At 38.0% G+C, this 18,571-nt stretch carries 13 protein-coding genes; all 13 read right to left on the bottom strand.

Going from position 1 to position 18,571, the window contains the following annotated elements; all coding sequences use genetic code 11:
* Nucleotides 1-322: 322 nt before the first annotated feature.
* Nucleotides 323-1,213, bottom strand: coding sequence for a UTP--glucose-1-phosphate uridylyltransferase GalU (gene galU, locus G3341_RS03830; protein WP_163860732.1), 891 nt, complete (start codon nt 1,211-1,213; stop codon nt 323-325).
* A 107-nt stretch (nt 1,214-1,320) separates the two neighbouring features.
* On the bottom strand, nt 1,321-2,214 hold the full coding sequence (locus tag G3341_RS03835) for a GGDEF domain-containing protein (RefSeq protein ID WP_163860733.1): 894 nt from the start codon (nt 2,212-2,214) through the stop codon (nt 1,321-1,323).
* A gap of 18 nt (nt 2,215-2,232) precedes the next feature.
* Complete coding sequence (gene bcsD, locus G3341_RS03840) at nt 2,233-2,688, bottom strand: cellulose biosynthesis protein BcsD (RefSeq protein WP_154622188.1); 456 nt, start codon at nt 2,686-2,688, stop codon at nt 2,233-2,235.
* A gap of 2 nt (nt 2,689-2,690) precedes the next feature.
* A complete protein-coding gene (locus G3341_RS03845; protein ID WP_163860734.1) occupies nt 2,691-6,386 on the bottom strand; it encodes a cellulose synthase subunit BcsC-related outer membrane protein in 3,696 nt (1,231 codons plus the stop codon).
* Nucleotides 6,376-8,691, bottom strand: a complete 2,316-nt coding sequence (locus tag G3341_RS03850; protein WP_163860735.1) for a cellulose biosynthesis cyclic di-GMP-binding regulatory protein BcsB — start codon at nt 8,689-8,691, stop codon at nt 6,376-6,378. The genes G3341_RS03845 and G3341_RS03850 overlap by 11 nt, the downstream gene beginning before the upstream one ends.
* Nucleotides 8,684-10,795, bottom strand: coding sequence for a UDP-forming cellulose synthase catalytic subunit (gene bcsA, locus G3341_RS03855; protein ID WP_163860736.1), 2,112 nt, complete (start codon nt 10,793-10,795; stop codon nt 8,684-8,686). The genes G3341_RS03850 and bcsA overlap by 8 nt, the downstream gene beginning before the upstream one ends.
* Before the next feature lie 41 nt (nt 10,796-10,836).
* Nucleotides 10,837-11,163, bottom strand: coding sequence for a hypothetical protein (locus tag G3341_RS03860; RefSeq protein WP_163860737.1), 327 nt, complete (start codon nt 11,161-11,163; stop codon nt 10,837-10,839).
* A gap of 452 nt (nt 11,164-11,615) precedes the next feature.
* A complete protein-coding gene (gene hpaA, locus G3341_RS03865) occupies nt 11,616-12,503 on the bottom strand; it encodes a 4-hydroxyphenylacetate catabolism regulatory protein HpaA (protein ID WP_154623382.1) in 888 nt (295 codons plus the stop codon).
* 76 nt (nt 12,504-12,579) lie between these two features.
* A complete protein-coding gene (gene hpaX, locus G3341_RS03870) occupies nt 12,580-13,950 on the bottom strand; it encodes a 4-hydroxyphenylacetate permease (RefSeq protein ID WP_154623383.1) in 1,371 nt (456 codons plus the stop codon).
* A 199-nt stretch (nt 13,951-14,149) separates the two neighbouring features.
* On the bottom strand, nt 14,150-14,956 hold the full coding sequence (hpaI, locus tag G3341_RS03875; RefSeq protein WP_163860738.1) for a 4-hydroxy-2-oxoheptanedioate aldolase: 807 nt from the start codon (nt 14,954-14,956) through the stop codon (nt 14,150-14,152).
* 9 nt (nt 14,957-14,965) lie between these two features.
* Nucleotides 14,966-15,769, bottom strand: coding sequence for a 2-oxo-hept-4-ene-1,7-dioate hydratase (hpaH, locus tag G3341_RS03880; RefSeq protein ID WP_154623384.1), 804 nt, complete (start codon nt 15,767-15,769; stop codon nt 14,966-14,968).
* 104 nt (nt 15,770-15,873) lie between these two features.
* On the bottom strand, nt 15,874-17,340 hold the full coding sequence (locus tag G3341_RS03885) for an NAD-dependent succinate-semialdehyde dehydrogenase (RefSeq protein ID WP_163860739.1): 1,467 nt from the start codon (nt 17,338-17,340) through the stop codon (nt 15,874-15,876).
* Nucleotides 17,337-18,563: a Bcr/CflA family multidrug efflux MFS transporter gene (locus G3341_RS03890; protein ID WP_154623386.1), complete on the bottom strand. Its 1,227-nt coding sequence runs from the start codon at nt 18,561-18,563 to the stop codon at nt 17,337-17,339. The genes G3341_RS03885 and G3341_RS03890 overlap by 4 nt, the downstream gene beginning before the upstream one ends.
* Between the last annotated feature and the right edge of the window lie 8 nt (nt 18,564-18,571).

Below are 18,571 nucleotides of genomic sequence, written 5' to 3' on the forward strand. Positions count from 1 at the left end.
TTATGAAATCTCAAGCTAGTCTATTTACTTTATAATAAACAAGATTTTCACTCATTGGCGTGCTTATTTATCTAGTAACAAAACATATCTCTTATAATTAGCAATAGTTTGCACTAATAGAAAAAATAAACTCTATTATTAATAAGTTAGTTATTCTTTTATGATGAAAATCCAATCCTGATTTTATGAAAATATAGTTTTTAAATTAACTATCAAAAAAATAGAAAGTAATATCTATACTCGCACGTTAAATTGAAAATCAGACTGCTGATTGGATTTAGTTGATTCATAAAAGAGTTATCGTATGAATATATTCATATAACTAGATAACTTCCACATGATCTTTTATCCAACGATGAAACTGATAACCAAAAGTTTGATGCTGTCGACTATATTCAAAGAATGCTTTCATATACCCCATTTTGTCACCACAATCATGAGAACGTCCTTTTATATGATAACCTTCAATCGCGTGTGTTTTCAGTAACATTGAAAGCGCATCTGTTAACTGGATCTCACCACTTACCCCAATAGGTGTTTTTTCTAATAATGGCCAAATATGTTTACTTAAAATATAACGACCAACAATAGCGAGATTTGATGGAGCATTATCTTTTTTTGGTTTTTCTATAATTGCGGAGATATCATGAAAGCGGTCACTCTCGTCACCGCTTCGGTGACAATCGACAATACCATAACTTTCCACATGCTCTATATTGACTCGCTCAATTAATATCTGACTTTTGCCTGTTGAGTAAAAACGGTCAATCATTTCAGGTAAATTATCAGATTCATAATTACAGTCATATTCATTAATAATGACATCGGGCAATACAACGATAAAGTCGTTATCACCAATCAATGGCTTTGCGCATAATATTGCATGTCCTAAGCCACTTGAACAGCCTTGTCTCACATGCATTATCTTTATACTTTTGGGGCAAATGCCCTCGATTTCATTTAATAATTGCTGCTTTCCTTTTTGTTCTAACAATGATTTCAACTCAAAACAAGTATCAAAATGATTCTCAATGGAATGTTTAGATGAATGAGTAACAAAGATAATTTCATTGATACCGGCCATATAACATTCTTTTATTATGTACTGTATAATAGGTTTATCTACAAGGGGTAACATCTCTTTAGGTATTGCTTTTGTTGCAGGCAGCATGCGAGTACCTAAACCCGCAACAGGTATTACTGCTTTTAACATAAATAATCCTTAGTAAATAAAATATTTATTATAATTTGTTCTGGTTGAAATGGTTCTCAACGAGCACAGTTTTTTAGCTTTCTAATAGCAATAATTAGATAGCGGGTTTAAAGATATCTTTTTGTTTGATTGCCTCCTAGTTTTTTGGCTTGATATAAAGCAATATCAGCATTTTTCAATAATACCTTTAAATGGGATCCATGTAGTGGATATTGAGCAACACCGATACTAATACTTATATTGGATATCTTTATGGCTAAGTAACGGTATGAATAGCAATTCATACGATTAACTAGGTTTAAAAAGATGTAATCGGCATTTTGATGACTATTAATCATTAATGCAAATTCATCCCCACCAAGCCGAGCTAAAATGGCGTCGCTAGGCAAAAGTTTTTTAATATTTGTGGCCATTTTCTTTAATAAGTAATCACCGTACTGATGACCTAACGTATCATTTACACGCTTAAAGCCATCAATATCAATAATTGCTAAGTAAAAGCTTTCTATGTTATTTTTTATTGATTTTATCTTTTCATTTGCTTTTTTATAAAATCCATATCTATTGAGTACCTTTGTTAAAGAATCATGATTAACTTGGAAAAGTAATTTATTGTTGTTCGCTATTAATCTAGTCACTTCAACGAATGTTATGCAATATCTAAATTGGCTATCTCCCTTTATATTTGTTTTTATTAGTTTCGTGATAAACACTAGCTTTTTATTGTTTTTGTTTATAAAAAACAGTTCCTTTTCAAAGTCGTTATAACGGAAAATATCATGACTATTATTCTTTTCTAATATAAAATGGTCCGTTTTTATTTTTATTTTATATCCCATGATTTCATCATGGGTATAGTGGTTATGCGTTAAAAAAAGTTCACTAGCGTAAACTATTTCTCCATATTTATTAATCAGCAGCATCATGACTGCTTGATTTGTAATTGAATTTAATGGAATAGCTTTGTTTTTAACTAATAGGTTTTTTTTAATGTCAAACATAACGATGAGCGTTTTTCTTTATTTAAATAAAGCATAACGAAAAATAAATATATCCTCAGTGGCATTTTCATTCCATAAAACGGGAACTGATTTATTACCACCTTGGGTTATTAACCACTGAGTATAAAGCCCTTCTAAAATGCTAGCACTAGCTCTTCGCCATTTTTTATTTACAGATGTTGGTGCATGAGGCCATGCGCAATGCATAATTAATAACTCGCTATTTGCGGGGGCCATCTTCACAAAGCCCCAATTAAACATCTCTAAAACAGTATTAATGTTTTTCTCAAGCTGACTTAATGTATTTGAGTTTTCAATAGTATGTAACTCACCAAGTTGTTGTCCTATTTTTCTTAATGTTTTACAACCTTCATTGGTTTCGCCAGATGAAAATTCAATAAATAAAAAATTAATTAAATCATGCCAGCCTGTCTTATAACCGCGCTGTAGATAACTATCTTGGTCAAAGATCATTTTTATTTTCCTAGTATATCGTTGTCGAATAAATATTTAAAGTAAATATTTGCTTTTGTTTCGTTGTAATTACCAAAAGTATTGTAGCTTACATTAGCGCCGATAAATGACGATGGTGAAACTTTATAATTAGTGTCAAAATTAATGGAGTAACTGAACCCTTTTTCACTGGATTTTTCATATATGTAATCTATATATTCATCATTCTGAGAATAATTTTTTAACTCTGCCTGATATCGCTTATCAGTGGGATAATAATCCGCGCTATTAGAAGAATATGATTGATAGCCTAATGTAGAGTTTAATTTTAATGATAATTTATCTATCGTTTGTTCATAAGAAACGGGTAAAGAAATCGCAATATATCTTTGAGGACTAAAGTAACCTGCTTGCCCTAAGGTATAGTGATTTAGGTTTTTATCAAATCCCATATAATGAACGTTCGCGCCAAACTTTAATGATTTATCCTTTTTATTTATGCCATAAATGTAAGTGCCCGTATTTAAATCAATGGATTGGTTATTAGGCACTTGTGTACCAATATATTTATTAATGGCCACTTTTGCATATGCACCATATTGGCTGTCATCCCAAGCATATTGCGTTGAAACGGCGTTACGGGTGACTGCACCCCACTTTCTCCCTGTTGTGCTATCTATGAGTCCACTATAGGAAAGGAGACTGTCTGTAACGGCTCTTCGCTCTGCACCAAAAGTTAACCGACTGTTTGGTGACGTTTCGAGCATCCATTCTGCCCCTCCCACCAAAGAAACAATTACGCCATCGCTATTGGTATGCCCGAAATCGAATTGGAAGTTATCACCTTTGAGCATTATGCTTGATTCTAAGCCTTGTATTGCACGCTCATTAATCTCATCGGCATGTAAATCATTTCGCAAATCACTTTCTACCAAGCTACGTCTATTCGCGCGCGTCAAAGCACCACTCCCCACTAGACTGGCATTTTCTGCGGGGGTTTTACCTGAGCTCATCATCGAGGGCGAAACATTTAGGGCTAATTTCACATCATCAAATAATGGTAGTGAGAGTGTGACTGTTTCTTTGAGCTCAGTTAATTGACTTAGCCCCGACTCCCCTGAATGACGGGTAAACTGTACTTCACTATTTATCGATACAGATGTTTTTTGCCGCAAATCTGCCAACAACGTTTCGATGTGATTGAGTTGCTCTTTTTGCCGATTATTTTGATAGCGATAAGTCTGCATTTCCCCAGATAAGGGATGATTGATAGGCAAATAAGTGAGATTTTTTTGTGGTTGAACTAATCCCCATTGTGCGGTTTTTAATAATTTTATAGCTTGGTTATTATCCCCTGCAAGTTGCGCGAGACGTGCAGATAGAACGATATAATCGGTATGGTCCGTCGGCTTGATATCAGCAAAGTATTTCTTCGCTTCTGTAATGTTTTTATTGCTAATTGCTAAGTTGACTAAACCAATTAATGCTTCTTGGTTTTTGGGGGAAATGGACAAAATATAGCGATAAATATCGGTTGCTTGGTCTGATTGGCCATTGGCTTGATAAATACGCGCTGTACTTAGGAGTAACTTGCTGTTATTAGGGTCATTTTTTATTTCTGGTGCTAATATTTGCCAAGCTTCATTCAAATAGCCATTTTCACGAAATGAGTCCGCTTGTTCACTGAGATAGCTTATTCTGATATTGCTGATTTCTTTTTCACTCATCGCGCTCAGTAAAGCAGGGGTATTCATTAAGCTTTCTGCTTCAGAGTAGTAACCTAAGCGACGTAAAATAAGAATCTGCTGTGTATAATCTTTTAAGTTTCCCTGGGGGGTTGCTGATAAATTTTGACGAATAATATTAACGGCTTGTTGGTTGTCGCCGGCATCCATATATAGCTGAGCAAGACGGCCAATATCACTGGGATTATCTGGTAATGTGTTGATATTATGTCTCAATGTATTTAAAGCGGCATTATAGTTGCCATTATCAATGTAATGTTGAGCAATATCGATTTGCTTATTTAATGTAGCCCGTTTTTTGAGTGTGATGATTTCATCGCTCTGAAATTCAGTCGGAATTTTATTAATTAAAATGAGTACGTTATTCCACTGGTTCTGTTCAGATTCCCAAATGAGAGCGCTATGCCAAGTTGCTGCTGACGGATAGTTAGCAACTAGATTATTCATCATGGCATTGGCTTTTTCGAGCTCACCTTTTTTCATTAACACTCGAGCATAGTCTAAGGTTAACCAAGCATTTTGAGGCGCTTTCACAAGGGCGTTCTTAAGAATCTGTTCAGCCTCACTGATTAAACCGTTATCGAGCGCCTTTGCCGCACTTTGTCGGTGTTGTTCACTGGTATCTATTTTTTGTTGGTAAGCATGACGCTCAGCAGGCGGTAATGACTGTAGTAATTGTTCAAATTCAGCATATTTTTTTTGCTCTGCAAACACCCAAATTAACTGCTCTTTTATTAATTTGTTATTAGGGTATTTTTTATCAAGCTGCTGATACAGTGATTCTGCACTGGAATAATCTTTTTTTGCTCGATAAAGTTGTCCGCGAAATAAATCAAGGGTGATGAGTTGTTGTGTATCACTGGCATGAGTTTCATTGATTAATATCAATGCCTTATCATACTGCTTATTGCGTATTAATTGTTTCACAGTATCGATTGCTGAATAATAGCCCATATTTTGAGCATCTTTTAGCCATTGTGTTTTTTTATGTTCTTTTGTGTTATTTGCCGCTTCAGTCAGTAGTTTTTCTGCTTGTTGGTAATCTTTTTGATGTAATGCCACGTAACCAAGTCCTGCGATAGCATCAACTTTTTTAGGATCCTTCATCAAAACAGCGGTAAATTTCTGTTTAGCTTGAGCAATGTGCCCTTTATTTAGTAAGGAAAATCCTGAAAGGGTCTCGTTATTTCCAACACGACTGTGATAATACTCCATTACGCTATCATCCTTTGGCGATAAACTAATAAAATTCTGATACAGGGGTAAATCCTGTTCATTAGGTTGCAGCCAAAGTAGAGCCTGCTTAAGTGAATGAATCACAACTTCATTTTTATTTTCAATTTGAAAGAGTTTTTGTATTCCTTCGCGTCGTGTTTTTTCCTGATAGGTTAATACAGTCGCTAGAATACGTTGCGCTTTAAAATCAGAAGGGGAGTGCTGTACTCTTTCGGTTAATGCTAAAATCGCTTTATCTAAATGCGCTTTACTGCCAGCGAGTGTTTCATAGTATTCTAATGCAAGATCACCAGTAGGTGGATGATTGGCAAATAGCTTATCGTAAGCTTGTATAGCTTGCTTGATATGACCATTTTTCGCCCATTCACGAGCCTGTTGTAAGGATTCAGGCGAGATATCTTTATGGGGATCGAGGCGCATGAGCTTGACTATTCTCTGATCATTCGGAGAATATTTTTTTAATTTATTGATCCAGAGGATAGCTTCTTGTTTTTTTCCCTGTTGAATTTTGTAATGGGACATTAAATATAATGCCTCGATGTTATATTGTTCAATGGCAAAAACTTTGTATAAAGCATCGTAAGCAAGAGGATAATTCGATTTGCTATGCCAATAATTTGCTTTTTCTAAAAGCATTTTGATGGCGACTTCATTTTCTAATGAATTAGCCAATATTGATAATGAATATGTTCCACATAACAAAGTGATAAGTGTGTTTATTAATAAATTAACTTTCATATTCCCTTTTCACCTTTGTCAGACGTTTGGATTCATGTTGTTTAAATTTATTATATAAATAGAAGCTAATGAATAATAATGAACTAAACAATATAACCATTAATAAGAATAAATGTTGGCTAAAAAACCATAGAACTAATCTATGCGGAGGAAGTTCTCCAGATAAAAATGATGGATTAATGCTTAAGTTTTTAATACTGTCAGCGTCACTGAATAAGAGAATGTCACCCGCATCGAGCGGCTGTCTTTCCGATTTTTTGATATCATTATAAAGCTTATTTAACTGTTCTGTATTTGTTGCAGTCAAAATTGTCACAACTTTATTTGAAGACCATGGAGATTGAAAACTGAGTATGCCTCGCCACTGATGAGTATTTGATAGAAAATCACTCACTATTTCGAATTGATTTTTCCACTCACCTAAAAGCAGTAGTTTTACTTTTTTGAATAACGAAGGTGAAATAATATTTAGATTTCCATTGCTATAGTGATAGGAGGTTCCTTTCATGAGCGATGTTACTGCTGGAATGTCTTTTATTTTAGCAATAACAATGATATTTGAATTTTTTAATTTACTATGTGATTTTTGAGTATCACTCAGTATAGTTAAATGACTAACGGGAAAACCAGTAATACGACCTGATTTCTCCATGAGTTGTAACATTAAAACAATATCTTCTTTTTCCGGTTGTCTGTTCAATAACAGAACGGTATCTGAGAGATCTGCATATTTAGTGTATGGAAATAATCCATTTAAAAACCAATGTGTATTAGGTAACTCGCCAAAATGAGATGCATCGCTAAGATCAATAGTTGAGTTTGTGAGTATTTGATTAACAAAACTCGCATTATTGATAATGTCACAAGCGATATTTTCATCGGTCTTAATATTGAAGTAAAAGCTGAGTTTATTTTCACCAATCAAACCTGAGTTATCAAGGTAGAGCATAGTACTGTTTTTTTGATTATGACCGAAGAAATCAGTAATTGCAGTAATGACACTGTTTTTATGAGCAGAAATATTTTTTAAAAATTGATAGTTTAGGGCAATTGTTAATATCGAATTATTCATATCTACCCAATTTTTTTTATCGAAAGAATAATTGATTTGTACTGGGATTTTATTCCCCGTTAACATGAAAGTATCAGGAGGAACTTGAAAAGTAATATTCTTTTCCTCCAGTAAAAACAGTCGAGATTGCAACGCATCATTCGTTTTCATTATTTGGCTAAAAGGAATAGATTTTTTGAGTGGGAGCCAATTAGGGGCATCATAAGCTAATCGATTTTTAGAACGATAAGCGGGAACGTGTAAATGGTCGCTATCGCCATCGGGTAAATCCTCAGTGAAAAGCTGGTAAGCTGCTTGTCGTAACTCTTCTGCATTACGCCCACTTACGACTAAAATTTTATATTTTTGATTGATAGGATTATCAATAATTTTTAAATGCGGACCATCGGAATGCGCAAAGGATAAACCCGCAATCATTTCATTGGTTGTTGTAAATAAAACAGCATGCTTTTCAGGGATTTGGTCCAAATAAACATGAAAGTGATTCTCTTTTTCTTCGCTTTTGATCCCAAAAATAGAAGCAACGATTGCTGAGGCGGCTAAAATATCTGGATTAGGCGAGGCGGAATAAACAAACGCGAGTTCGTTTTTATTAATTTTTAGCGGATCTAAAAAGGGTCGAGGGAAGTCCATTAGGGATTTTCGTGTATTCATGAGTATCCCTTGCATCGCCATAATGCTTGAAGGTGATATTTTGAGAGTTACATTTTTTAGATCTGGGCGCTGACATGTCCATTCGTTGTTAATAATGTCATCATTGCTAATAATTTGAAAATTAAGGTTATTTTTTGAGGATAAAACTGTGTTTGCTATTTTAAAAGTAAAAATAGCCTCATCTTTGCCAATTTGAGATAGCGGTATTGCACCTAACGATTGATCATTTAAAGTGACCTGTAAGTTATCTTTTTCAATATTCTCAGCGCTATCGATGGAAAGGACGAGCTGCATTTCTGCATGAGTTGCAATAAAATCATAAGGGAGCGTGAAACTGATCCCTGATTGCAGAGTATCGCCATTTAAAGTGACACCATGCGTTAATCCCATTTTTTTTAATGAAATTTCTTCTGCTGTAGTCTCAATCGCCTCTGTGTTATTCGCTAAATTATCATCTAATAAAAATGCTAATTGAGAGGGCAATTTATTATTTTCATCACTAAGTTCTACAGCAAAAATAGCCGTAGTATGGGTCAGTAATGTATAGGCGATAAGCAAAAGCTTAAGATAGTTAAACATGTTGCCGCTCTTCATTATTCTGTTTTGAAAGAAGAATCGAGTTATCCAATATTTTTTTATTTCTGCGGATAATAAATAATTCAAATGCGCATTGCAGGACATCTATAAACGATCTTAATGGCTTATCAGTAGGACTAAGAGGGGAAAACCAAGCATCTGCACGAGTTAAAACAACACGTACAACATCTCGCCGGACCGTATTGGTTAAATGATCAAATTCTAGACGTAGTTTTTGCTCGTCAACCCAAGCTTTTTTAATGGGAATTAATGCACTTTCCTTACCGATTCCAATTGCAATTTGTGTGATAACCCCTCGTTTATGGTGATGCTCAAGGGGGAAATGAAGTCTTGCGCCACTCATGGATAAATCTATTGAGTGAGTTTCAATATGACTGCCATCAGCAAAGCATACAGTAACAGGAATTGATGCTGGAACCCGAGTAGCACGACGTAATTGTTTCGTTTCTTTTGCCACAGAGATTGATGCTAAAACAATCAGCAAACTATAAATAGCCCAGGTAAGATTGATAATGATGACGCCATCGTCAATGTCTTTATAGATACCTACAATCCATTTAAAGGAGGCAATACTAATTCCAGATAATAGGAGTAAAGCGACAATAATCAGTGGACGGACAGCACGATGATCAAAGTAATTTTTATCTGTCAGGTCGCCTTTATCTGTGACGTTAAATTTGCCCAGTTTAGGGGATATTAAACTCATTAAGGTTGGTGGTATTAAATGAAATGCCATGACTGTTTCATAAATTTCCCCCCAAAATGAATAACGATAGTGACCAACCAGTTTTGAATTCACGTAGTTTGATGTGATCAAATGAGGTAAGGCGTAGGAAAATATTAAAGTAGCCGATGATGAAATGATATTTAGGCTAAATAAAATGAAAACGAGTGGCGATAAGAGGAAGATAGCTCTAGGTAATCCATATTGGAAATGTAGCATTGCGTTTAAATAACAAATGCGTTGTACAAATGTTAGTCCTCTGCCAAGCAGTGGATTATCAATACGAAATATTTGTGTCATTCCTCTAGCCCAGCGGATACGTTGATTAATATGTAAAGTTAATCTTTCAGTCGCTAAGCCAGCAGAAAGTGGAATATTTAAAAATGCCGTATTCCAGCCTTTACGCTGTAATTTAAGGGCGGTATGAGCATCTTCAGTAACCGTTTCAACTGCAAATCCGTTTGTCTCTTTGAGTGCACTACGGCGAATAACTGCACATGAACCACAAAAGAACGCAGCATTCCAATTATCATTACCCTGTTGTACTGGCCCATAAAAAAGGGCTCCTTCATGTGGGACTCTTTTGGCTGCTGTTAAATTACGTTCAAAAGGATCTTTAGAATAAAAATAATGCGGGGTCTGTATTAGAGCGAGTTTTTCATCTGCTAAGAAGGCACCTACAGTTGCTTGTAAAAACACCCGAGTTGCAACATGGTCGCAGTCAAAAATACAGATCAGTTCACCGCTGGTTTTTGTTAATGCGTGGTTTAGGTTTCCTGCTTTTGCATGGCTATTATCAGGACGGATGATATAACCAACATTAATATCCTCTGCGAGTTGGCGGAATTCACTTCGTTTTCCATCATCTAATATATAAATATTTAATTTGTCTTTAGGGTATTCGATGCATTGAGCAGCAAGTGCCGTATCTTTAACAATATCAATGTGTTCATTATAGGTAGGGATAAACAAATCAACAGTTGGCCATAATGAAGTATTCTTTGGCAATGGCTCTATTTTTCTTTGTAATGGCCAATATGTTTGAATATAACCGAATAATAAAATGGTGAGTGAATAAAGCTCCGCGATAAATAGCAATGAACCTAAAAATAATTCTAGATATGAATCAAAATAGAGTGTTGTTGTCGCTCTCCACCAAACATAACGTGAAGTGCAAAGTAATGAAACTAAGATCATCATGAGTTGCATTTTTTTGTTTTTAATTCTGCCAATACAAAATATAAATGCAACCAAAATTCCACCTAATATAAATTGCTTATCACTATCTAGAGGGATAATGATTAATAGAAAAAATAAAACTATAAAGAATGCAGATATTAAGAGGTTGCGTATTTTTTGCATATAGCTAACTCATAATGAAGTTATATTATATTTAATGTCTTTTATTTCTTGCTAATGCTTGAAAAAAGGTCACTAAGAATAACTATTCGCTCAAGGTGTGGCTCTGATGCTACAGGATTATGATAATAGTTATGCTTATAATCCATAAAATGATCAAGTTCAGGTTGTGCGGACTGATTGCTATCTGTTTTTTCTTGAGTGATAGATGTGGCTTCCTCTTTTATATTCTCAGATAATACAGGTTCTTTTTTTGTTGTTATATTTGATAATGTTTTCTCATTGTTGGAATGATTTTTCTCCTCTATTTCAAGAAAGGCGAAATTATCCATTTTAAGTTGGCGGCTTAATGAATTTAGATCATCGTACATAGTTAACCTTACCCTAAAAATAACCAAAGCAATTACTCATTTAATGGATGATTTTTACCATGGTCTTTTAGGTAAATCATCTTATTTTGATATAATATTTAGTTATAATATTGGATAAATTGCTTTGATTGATAATATGTAAACAATCTATAGAGATACATTATAGAATTCGGAGACTTGATTTTTAAATATGATGTAATTGTGAAATTTGGATAAATAGTATTTATTGGTTCTTTTAAAATCAATAGCTATTTTGAATAAATAAAATAGCTGAAAATATATATTGAAAAAATCTAAATTATGATTTATATACGACAATAATTGATAATTTAATATTAGATTAATTATTAATCATCTTTGATTGTTTTTATGACGATATATATAAAATGAAAATATCAAGATTTTTTTGTTATAGACAATCTATCTTTCTCGTTTGTTAAGTCATGGATTGGCTAATGAATGTTTTTATCACGCCATTGGCTTGGTGAATCACCCACTAAGCGATTAAAGAAACGCGCAAAGTAGGCGGGATCTTTAAAGCCTAATTGGTAAGCAATTTCTGATACAGGACTGTCACAAAATAATAGCATGCGTTTCGCTTCTCGTAATATGCGGTCAAAAATTAATCGCTTAGGCGGTCGGTTAGCGAATCGCCGACACATATCTTTGAGTCGAGACTCGGTAACACCGAGTTTATTTGCGTATTCAGGAATAGAAAGATGCTCATGGTAGTGTGAGTCAATGAGTTGATTGAAACGTTGAAAGAGATGATGCTCTCCTCTCACTCCACTGATAGGGTGATCGTCAAGTGGGATCGAACGTAAGAGAAAAGTAAATAAAGCTTGTGCTAAAGAGGATAAGACTTGGTCTCGGCCTGCGTAACTATTTGCGGATTCGCGAGCCATCAATGCCCAGTAATGACGAAAAGTTTCTAGATCATCCGGTTTATCAGCAACAGATAAACAAATCGCTGGTATTGCAACGATATCTGGATTTGCGGGGTAGAGGGACTCTAATAATGGCGTTATTAGATCTTGCCTAACTGTGAGCACATGTCCGTCAGTATCTTCTTGAGTAAAAAAAGCATGGGGTACAGAAGGGGGCGTGAGAATAAATAATGGTGCTTGAACAGAATAACGTTGTTCATCAAGCTGTAATGTAATATGACCTGTTTCCAGATAATGGAGTTGGAAAAAGCCATCATGTCGGTGAGCTTGCATATCGCGGCCAAAAAACGCCGCCATATTACCGAATGTTTGGTAATGAACATCATCATTCCCTTGTGTCTCATCATAATCTTTGCTGATATCGATATTAGTTATTAATGATGACACGACCATGTTCTCCCATTGTTCTGTTCAATTAGAGCCGCACGGTATCATCGCGCGGCTCTAATCTTTTTCGTTATCTTAAATATTAAGGTGTTGCTCTAGGGCGTGAATTTTTCATTGGTATCAATACTACCAGTATAGCTCCGATTACCAGTAAACCCGCGACAAAATAGAGTCCGGAGTTGAAGCTACCTGTTTGATCCTTCAACCAACCGATTAAGAGTGGGCTAACCGCGGAACCAATATTACCTGTCGCGTTAATAACGGCAATACCAACAGCACGCGCGCGTAAACTAATAGATTGATCTGGGGTTGTCCAGAATACCGCCATAGCTGTAAATGACCCCGTCGATGCCATGATGATACCAATAAGTTGAATGACGGGATGATGTGTTAAGGCTGCCAATACCCAACCTGCTGCGGCAAATAGGTAAGGAAGTGCCGTGTGCATTTTACGCTCTTGTAACCTATCAGAGCGCCGACTCCAATAAATCATTCCCAATATGGTACAGAACTGAGGAATCGCAGTAAGTAAGCCGATCATGGCATTACTACTACCTTCGTTAAAGCTCTGCATAATTTGTGGTGTCCAGATATTAATTGCGCTGAGTGTATTCGTCAGGCAGAAATAAGCCACAGTGTACATCAGAACGACAGGCGTAAAAATCTCTCTCCATAAGCTTTTATTTTGCAATGCAGTATGGCTTTTTGAACCATGTGGTTGGATAAGCTCTAACTTATCTTGTTCCATCATCTCTTGGAGGCTTTCTTTGTCTTCTTTGGTCAACCATTTGGCTTTTTCTGGTGAATCATCCAGATAGAACCAAACAAGTACACCTAAGATGACAGATGGGAAACCTTCTAGTAGGAACAGCCACTGCCAGCCTTTGAGGTCAAAGATGCCATCCATTTCGAGAATATAGCCAGATGCAAGGGAGCCAAATGCCATTGTGACAGGCATTGCGACCATGAATAAAGCGTTCGCTCGCGCACGGAAGTAAGCAGGGAACCAGTAGGTTAGATAGACCAGAATACCCGGTAAGAAGCCTGCTTCAGCCACCCCTACTAGCATTCGTAGGATATAGAGACTTGTCGGTCCGGTTGCAAACATGGTGGCTGTTGATGCGATCCCCCACAGCACCATAATGGTTGCGATCCAACGACGTGCACCGACAATACCCAACATAATATTACTTGGGATGCCAAATATGACATAGGTTGCATAAAACAGTGTGGCTGCAAGACCAAACATGGTGGATGTTAGGCCAATATCTTTCCCCATGGTTAAGCCAGCAAAACCAATATTAATACGATCGAGGAAAGAGAAAACAAAGAGTACGAATAAAAATACAATCAATCGACGGAATAACTTTTTAATAACGCGTTGTTGTGGCTCAGTCAAATTCTTATGCTGCTCAGCAGGGTTTGGTTCAGCAACGTTGGATAATTTGCTCATTTGTAAATCCCTCATTTATATGCATTTTATGCTGTTATGGGTACAAAAGGCTCTGAGGCAGCCATTAAATATGTCTGCCCTGTCGGCACATTGGTTGTTAATGTTGTTTTTCTTATGCCATTTATTGTGTATTTGTAGGGTAATAAAAATTACATCAATAAAATGACATAAGAAGTCTTTACTACTGTATTAGCACTCATTAATACACGCTTGGTGTATTGGATGTAACCTCAGTAACGGTATTGCCAAAGCGAGCTGCGAGTGCTTCTGCACCACGAGCTAACAATGTTGTATCAACACCCACCGCAACAAATAGTGCACCTAATTTTAAATAATGTTCAGCAACATCAGGTGCTGCCATTAAAATACCGGGTGCAATGCCCGCTGCGCGAATTTGTACGATCGCTTTTTCGATCACAGCTTTAACATCAGGGTGGTTTGGATTACCTGAATAGCCCATATCAGCGCTAAGATCAGCAGGGCCGATAAAGACACCATCAATGCCTTCAACTTGCAAAATTTCTGACAGGTTATTGATCGCTTCACGAGTTTCAACCTGTACAATGACGCACATCTCATCATTGGCACGTTGCAGGTAATCAGGAATACGATTCCAGCGAGATGCCCGTGCTAAAGCACTGCCAACGCCACGGATCCCAGCAGGCGGGTAGCGTGTTGCACGCACAGCTTGCTTGGCTTGCTCCGCATTCTGTACCATTGGCAGTAATAACGTCTGTGCACCAATATCTAATAGCTGTTTAATGATCACCGGATCATTCCAAGGCGGACGAACGACCGGTTGTGATGGATAAGGGGCAATCGCTTGTAACTGAGTTAAGATGGTTTGCACATTATTAGGTGCGTGTTCACCATCAATCAGCAGCCAGTCGAAGCCAGCTCCCGCAACAAGCTCTGCACTGTATGAACTGCATAATCCCAGCCATAAGCCAATTTGTGGTCGACCTTCTTTTAGGGCATGTTTAAATGAATTTTGTAGGATATCCACGGTATCTCCTTAGACAAATCGGCAACTAACAGAACCCATCACACCATAATCCACATGAAATACATCCCCTTTACGAGCAGGCACTGGGCGAGTAAATGAACCACCTAGAATGATTTGTCCTGCTTCAAGTTGCACATTATGCGGAGCCAATTTATTCGCCAGCCAAGCCACACCATTTGCTGGATGGTTCAGTACTGCGGCAGCGACACCGGATTCTTCAATGACACCGTTACGATAGAGTAACGCGCTGATCCAACGTAAATCGAGATCACGTGGTTTGATCGGTCTGCCCCCTAAGATGACCGCGGCATTTGCTGCGTTATCTGAGATCGTATCAAACACTTTGCGTGGGCGTTTTGTTTCAGGGTCAATACCATGGCAGCGAGCATCAATCAGCTCCAGAGCCGGTATGACATAGTCTGTGGCGTTATAAACATCAAACAGCGTACAATTGGGTCCACTTAATGGTTTCGCTAAAACGAAAGCTAATTCAACCTCAATACGTGGAACAATAAAGCGATCGGTTGGAATTTCACAGCCATCGTCAAAAAACATATCATCAAGAAGTGCACCGTAGTCTGGCTCATCAATCTGAGAGCTAGCCTGCATCGCTTTAGATGTTAAGCCGATTTTATGGCCTTTTAGAGAACGTCCTTCAGCGATTTTTAAGCCAACCCACTCACGTTGAATCGCATAAGCATCTTCAATCGTTATTTGTGGGTGATCCAATGATATCTGACGGATCTGTTCACGTGTTTTCTCAGCCTGATTAAGTCGCTGTGCAACTTGCGATATGATATCTTTTTGTAACATGCGAGTATTGCTCCTGTTGAACTCTGCTTACCACGCAAGCAATGTAGGGCGCTTTCTAACCCGCACTGCCCTTATGGCAGTGCGGTAATCTGTCAAAAATTCAATTAGTTAGTCGACAGCCCACCAAAGCAGAGATATTTCACTTCCAGATAGTCTTCAATTCCGTAACGTGAACCTTCACGCCCCAGTCCTGACTGCTTAATGCCACCAAATGGGGCAACTTCATTTGAAATAATGCCTTCATTAATACCGACCATGCCGCTTTCCAGTGCTTCTGCAACACGGTAGATACGGCCGATATCTCTAGAATAGAAATAAGAGGCTAGGCCAAATTCGGTATCATTTGCTAAATCAATAGCGTCTTGCTCATCGTGGAACTTAAACAATGGTGCTAAAGGCCCAAAAGTTTCTTCTTTGGCGACGACCATGGCTTCAGTGACATCAGCTAATACAGTGGGTTCAAAGAATAAACCGCCTAGTGATGCCGGTTTTCCGCCTGTGAGTACACGAGCACCTTTCGAGACCGCATCAGCAATGTGTTCGGTCACCTTATCAACAGCCGCTTGATTAATCAGAGGGCCTTGCTGTGAATCGGCTTGAGTGGCTGGGCCTATTTTCAGCTCATTGACAGCTTTTGCGAGGCGTTTGGCAAACTCATCATAAATGCCTTCTTGGACTAAGATACGGTTAGCACAGACACAAGTTTGTCCACTATTACGGAATTTAGCGGCTAACGCGCCTTGTACAGCGGCATCTAGATCAGCGTCATCAAAGACAATGAAAGGCGCATTTCCACCGAGTTCTAATGAAAGTTTTTTGACGGTATCGGCACATTGTGCCATCAACAACTTACCTACGCGGGTTGAACCCGTGAACGTTAATTTGCGAACGATTGGACTGGATGTCAAAACCCCACCAATGGCTTTTGCATCAGTACCAGGAACAATATTAAACACCCCAGCAGGGATACCGGCTTCCTCACCGAGTGCAGCTAGCGCTAATGCAGATAACGGTGTTTCAGCGGCAGGTTTAAGTACCATAGTACAACCCGCTGCCAGTGCTGGGCCGACTTTACGAGTGATCATGGCATTTGGGAAGTTCCATGGCGTTATCGCGGCGACCACACCAACGGGTTGTTTAATCGTGACTAAACGGCGACCGGGTAGTGGTGATGGAATGGTTTCACCATAAACGCGTTTACCTTCCTCAGCGAACCATTCAATAAAGCTTGCACCATAGGCAATTTCCCCCATTGATTCAGTGAGGGATTTGCCTTGCTCCCAGCTAAGTAATTCAGCAAGTTCTTTTTGATTATCCATCATCAATTGGAACCATTTATTCAGAATTTGGCTACGTTCTTTGGCGCTTTTAGCTCGCCATGCTGGTAGGGCTTTTTCAGCGGCATCAATGGCTTGTTGGGTTTCCGCTGCGCCTACATTACTGACTTTTGCAATGATTTCACCGTTTGCTGGGTTAGTGACATCGAATTGGCTATTATCGTTGGCATTAACCCATTGACCGTTGATGTAAGCCTGCTGGCGGAATAAGGTAGAATTGACATTAATACTCATTTTTCTTTTTTCTCCGAAGGCACTGATATTAACTGTGAGCGGACATTTTTGGCCGAAAAACGTTGGCTTGTGAAACTTAATCCGGCACAGACAGCCATAACCAGCGCCATAGCAAATGGGGATTCATCCTGTAGAACAGAAACAGCAACACTCGCTAGCGCCGCCAATGCAAATTGTATTGAAATAGCAAGAGCACTGGCGCTGCCAGCAATCTTTCCTCGATGCTGCAATAACAGTGACAAACTGTTTGTACCGATAGCATTCACCATCGATAAGAACAGCACGACCAGAATAACAATAATAGGCAGGCTTTGCTGGTAGAAAATGAGTAGAAATAACCCAAACAGCAATTGAGCTCCACTTTGTAGACAGAGTATGCGAGTTAAACTGTAAACCTTGAGTAATCTTACATTCAGCAGTAATACCGCTATCATGCCGAGAATATTACAGCCAAATAATAAGCCGTAATGCTGTTCCGAGACCCCAAAATAATTAATATAGACAAAAGGGGATCCACTAATAAAAGCGAACATGCCTGCAAAAGAGAAAGCCATAGTGCCAATAATGCTTAGCGCTTCTCTGTCACTCAGCACTTGCGCATAATTATGGAATGCAACGCGGAGTAAGTTTTGAGATGCCTCTTGATGCGGCAGTGTTTCAGGGAGTAAGAAAAAAATACAACAAGTGGAACAAAGTCCTATCAGCGCAAGAAGATAGAAGATCACTTGCCATTGATAGTGAATTAATAAAAAACCACCGAGTAGCGGCGCTAGCAGCGGGGCGATCATGGTGACTAGCGTCATCAGCGACAAGACTTTAGGGAGTTCAGCCGTAGGATAAACATCTCTTGCGATCGCTCGAGCCATGACAATGGCGGCTCCACTTCCAAAGGCTTGTAATGCACGGAATGCAATTAAGGTATTAGCCGATGAAGCTTGCGCACAGAGTAAACTCGCGAGTGTAAAAATAATGAGGCCACTTAACAGCATCTTACGACGACCGAGAAGATCACTGAGTGGCCCATAAAACAGCATACCAATACAGAAGCCTGCAAAAAAAGCGCCGAGCGTATATTGCATCTGTCCTTGAGTCGCATGGAGATCATTCCCCATTTGCGGTAATGCGGGCAGATACATATCTATCGATAATGGTCCAAATGCTACTAATGAACCTAATAATGGAATTAAGTAGCGAGGAATCTGTCTATCGAACGCAGCTGGCATCATGCTTC

Source organism: Providencia vermicola, assembly GCF_010748935.1.
Classification (GTDB): domain Bacteria; phylum Pseudomonadota; class Gammaproteobacteria; order Enterobacterales; family Enterobacteriaceae; genus Providencia; species Providencia zhejiangensis.

Excerpts from the sequence above, each read along its gene's own strand:
- galU (WP_163860732.1), bottom strand. The coding sequence starts at position 1,213 with ATGTTAAAAGCAGTAATACCTGTTGCGGGTTTAGGTACTCGCATGCTG.
- G3341_RS03835 (WP_163860733.1), bottom strand. The coding sequence starts at position 2,214 with ATGTTTGACATTAAAAAAAACCTATTAGTTAAAAACAAAGCTATTCCA.
- bcsD (WP_154622188.1), bottom strand. The coding sequence starts at position 2,688 with ATGATCTTTGACCAAGATAGTTATCTACAGCGCGGTTATAAGACAGGC.
- G3341_RS03845 (WP_163860734.1), bottom strand. The coding sequence starts at position 6,386 with ATGAAAGTTAATTTATTAATAAACACACTTATCACTTTGTTATGTGGA.
- G3341_RS03850 (WP_163860735.1), bottom strand. The coding sequence starts at position 8,691 with ATGTTTAACTATCTTAAGCTTTTGCTTATCGCCTATACATTACTGACC.
- bcsA (WP_163860736.1), bottom strand. The coding sequence starts at position 10,795 with ATGCAAAAAATACGCAACCTCTTAATATCTGCATTCTTTATAGTTTTA.
- G3341_RS03860 (WP_163860737.1), bottom strand. The coding sequence starts at position 11,163 with ATGTACGATGATCTAAATTCATTAAGCCGCCAACTTAAAATGGATAAT.
- hpaA (WP_154623382.1), bottom strand. The coding sequence starts at position 12,503 with ATGGTCGTGTCATCATTAATAACTAATATCGATATCAGCAAAGATTAT.
- hpaX (WP_154623383.1), bottom strand. The coding sequence starts at position 13,950 with ATGAGCAAATTATCCAACGTTGCTGAACCAAACCCTGCTGAGCAGCAT.
- hpaH (WP_154623384.1), bottom strand. The coding sequence starts at position 15,769 with ATGTTACAAAAAGATATCATATCGCAAGTTGCACAGCGACTTAATCAG.
- G3341_RS03885 (WP_163860739.1), bottom strand. The coding sequence starts at position 17,340 with ATGAGTATTAATGTCAATTCTACCTTATTCCGCCAGCAGGCTTACATC.
- G3341_RS03890 (WP_154623386.1), bottom strand. The coding sequence starts at position 18,563 with ATGCCAGCTGCGTTCGATAGACAGATTCCTCGCTACTTAATTCCATTA.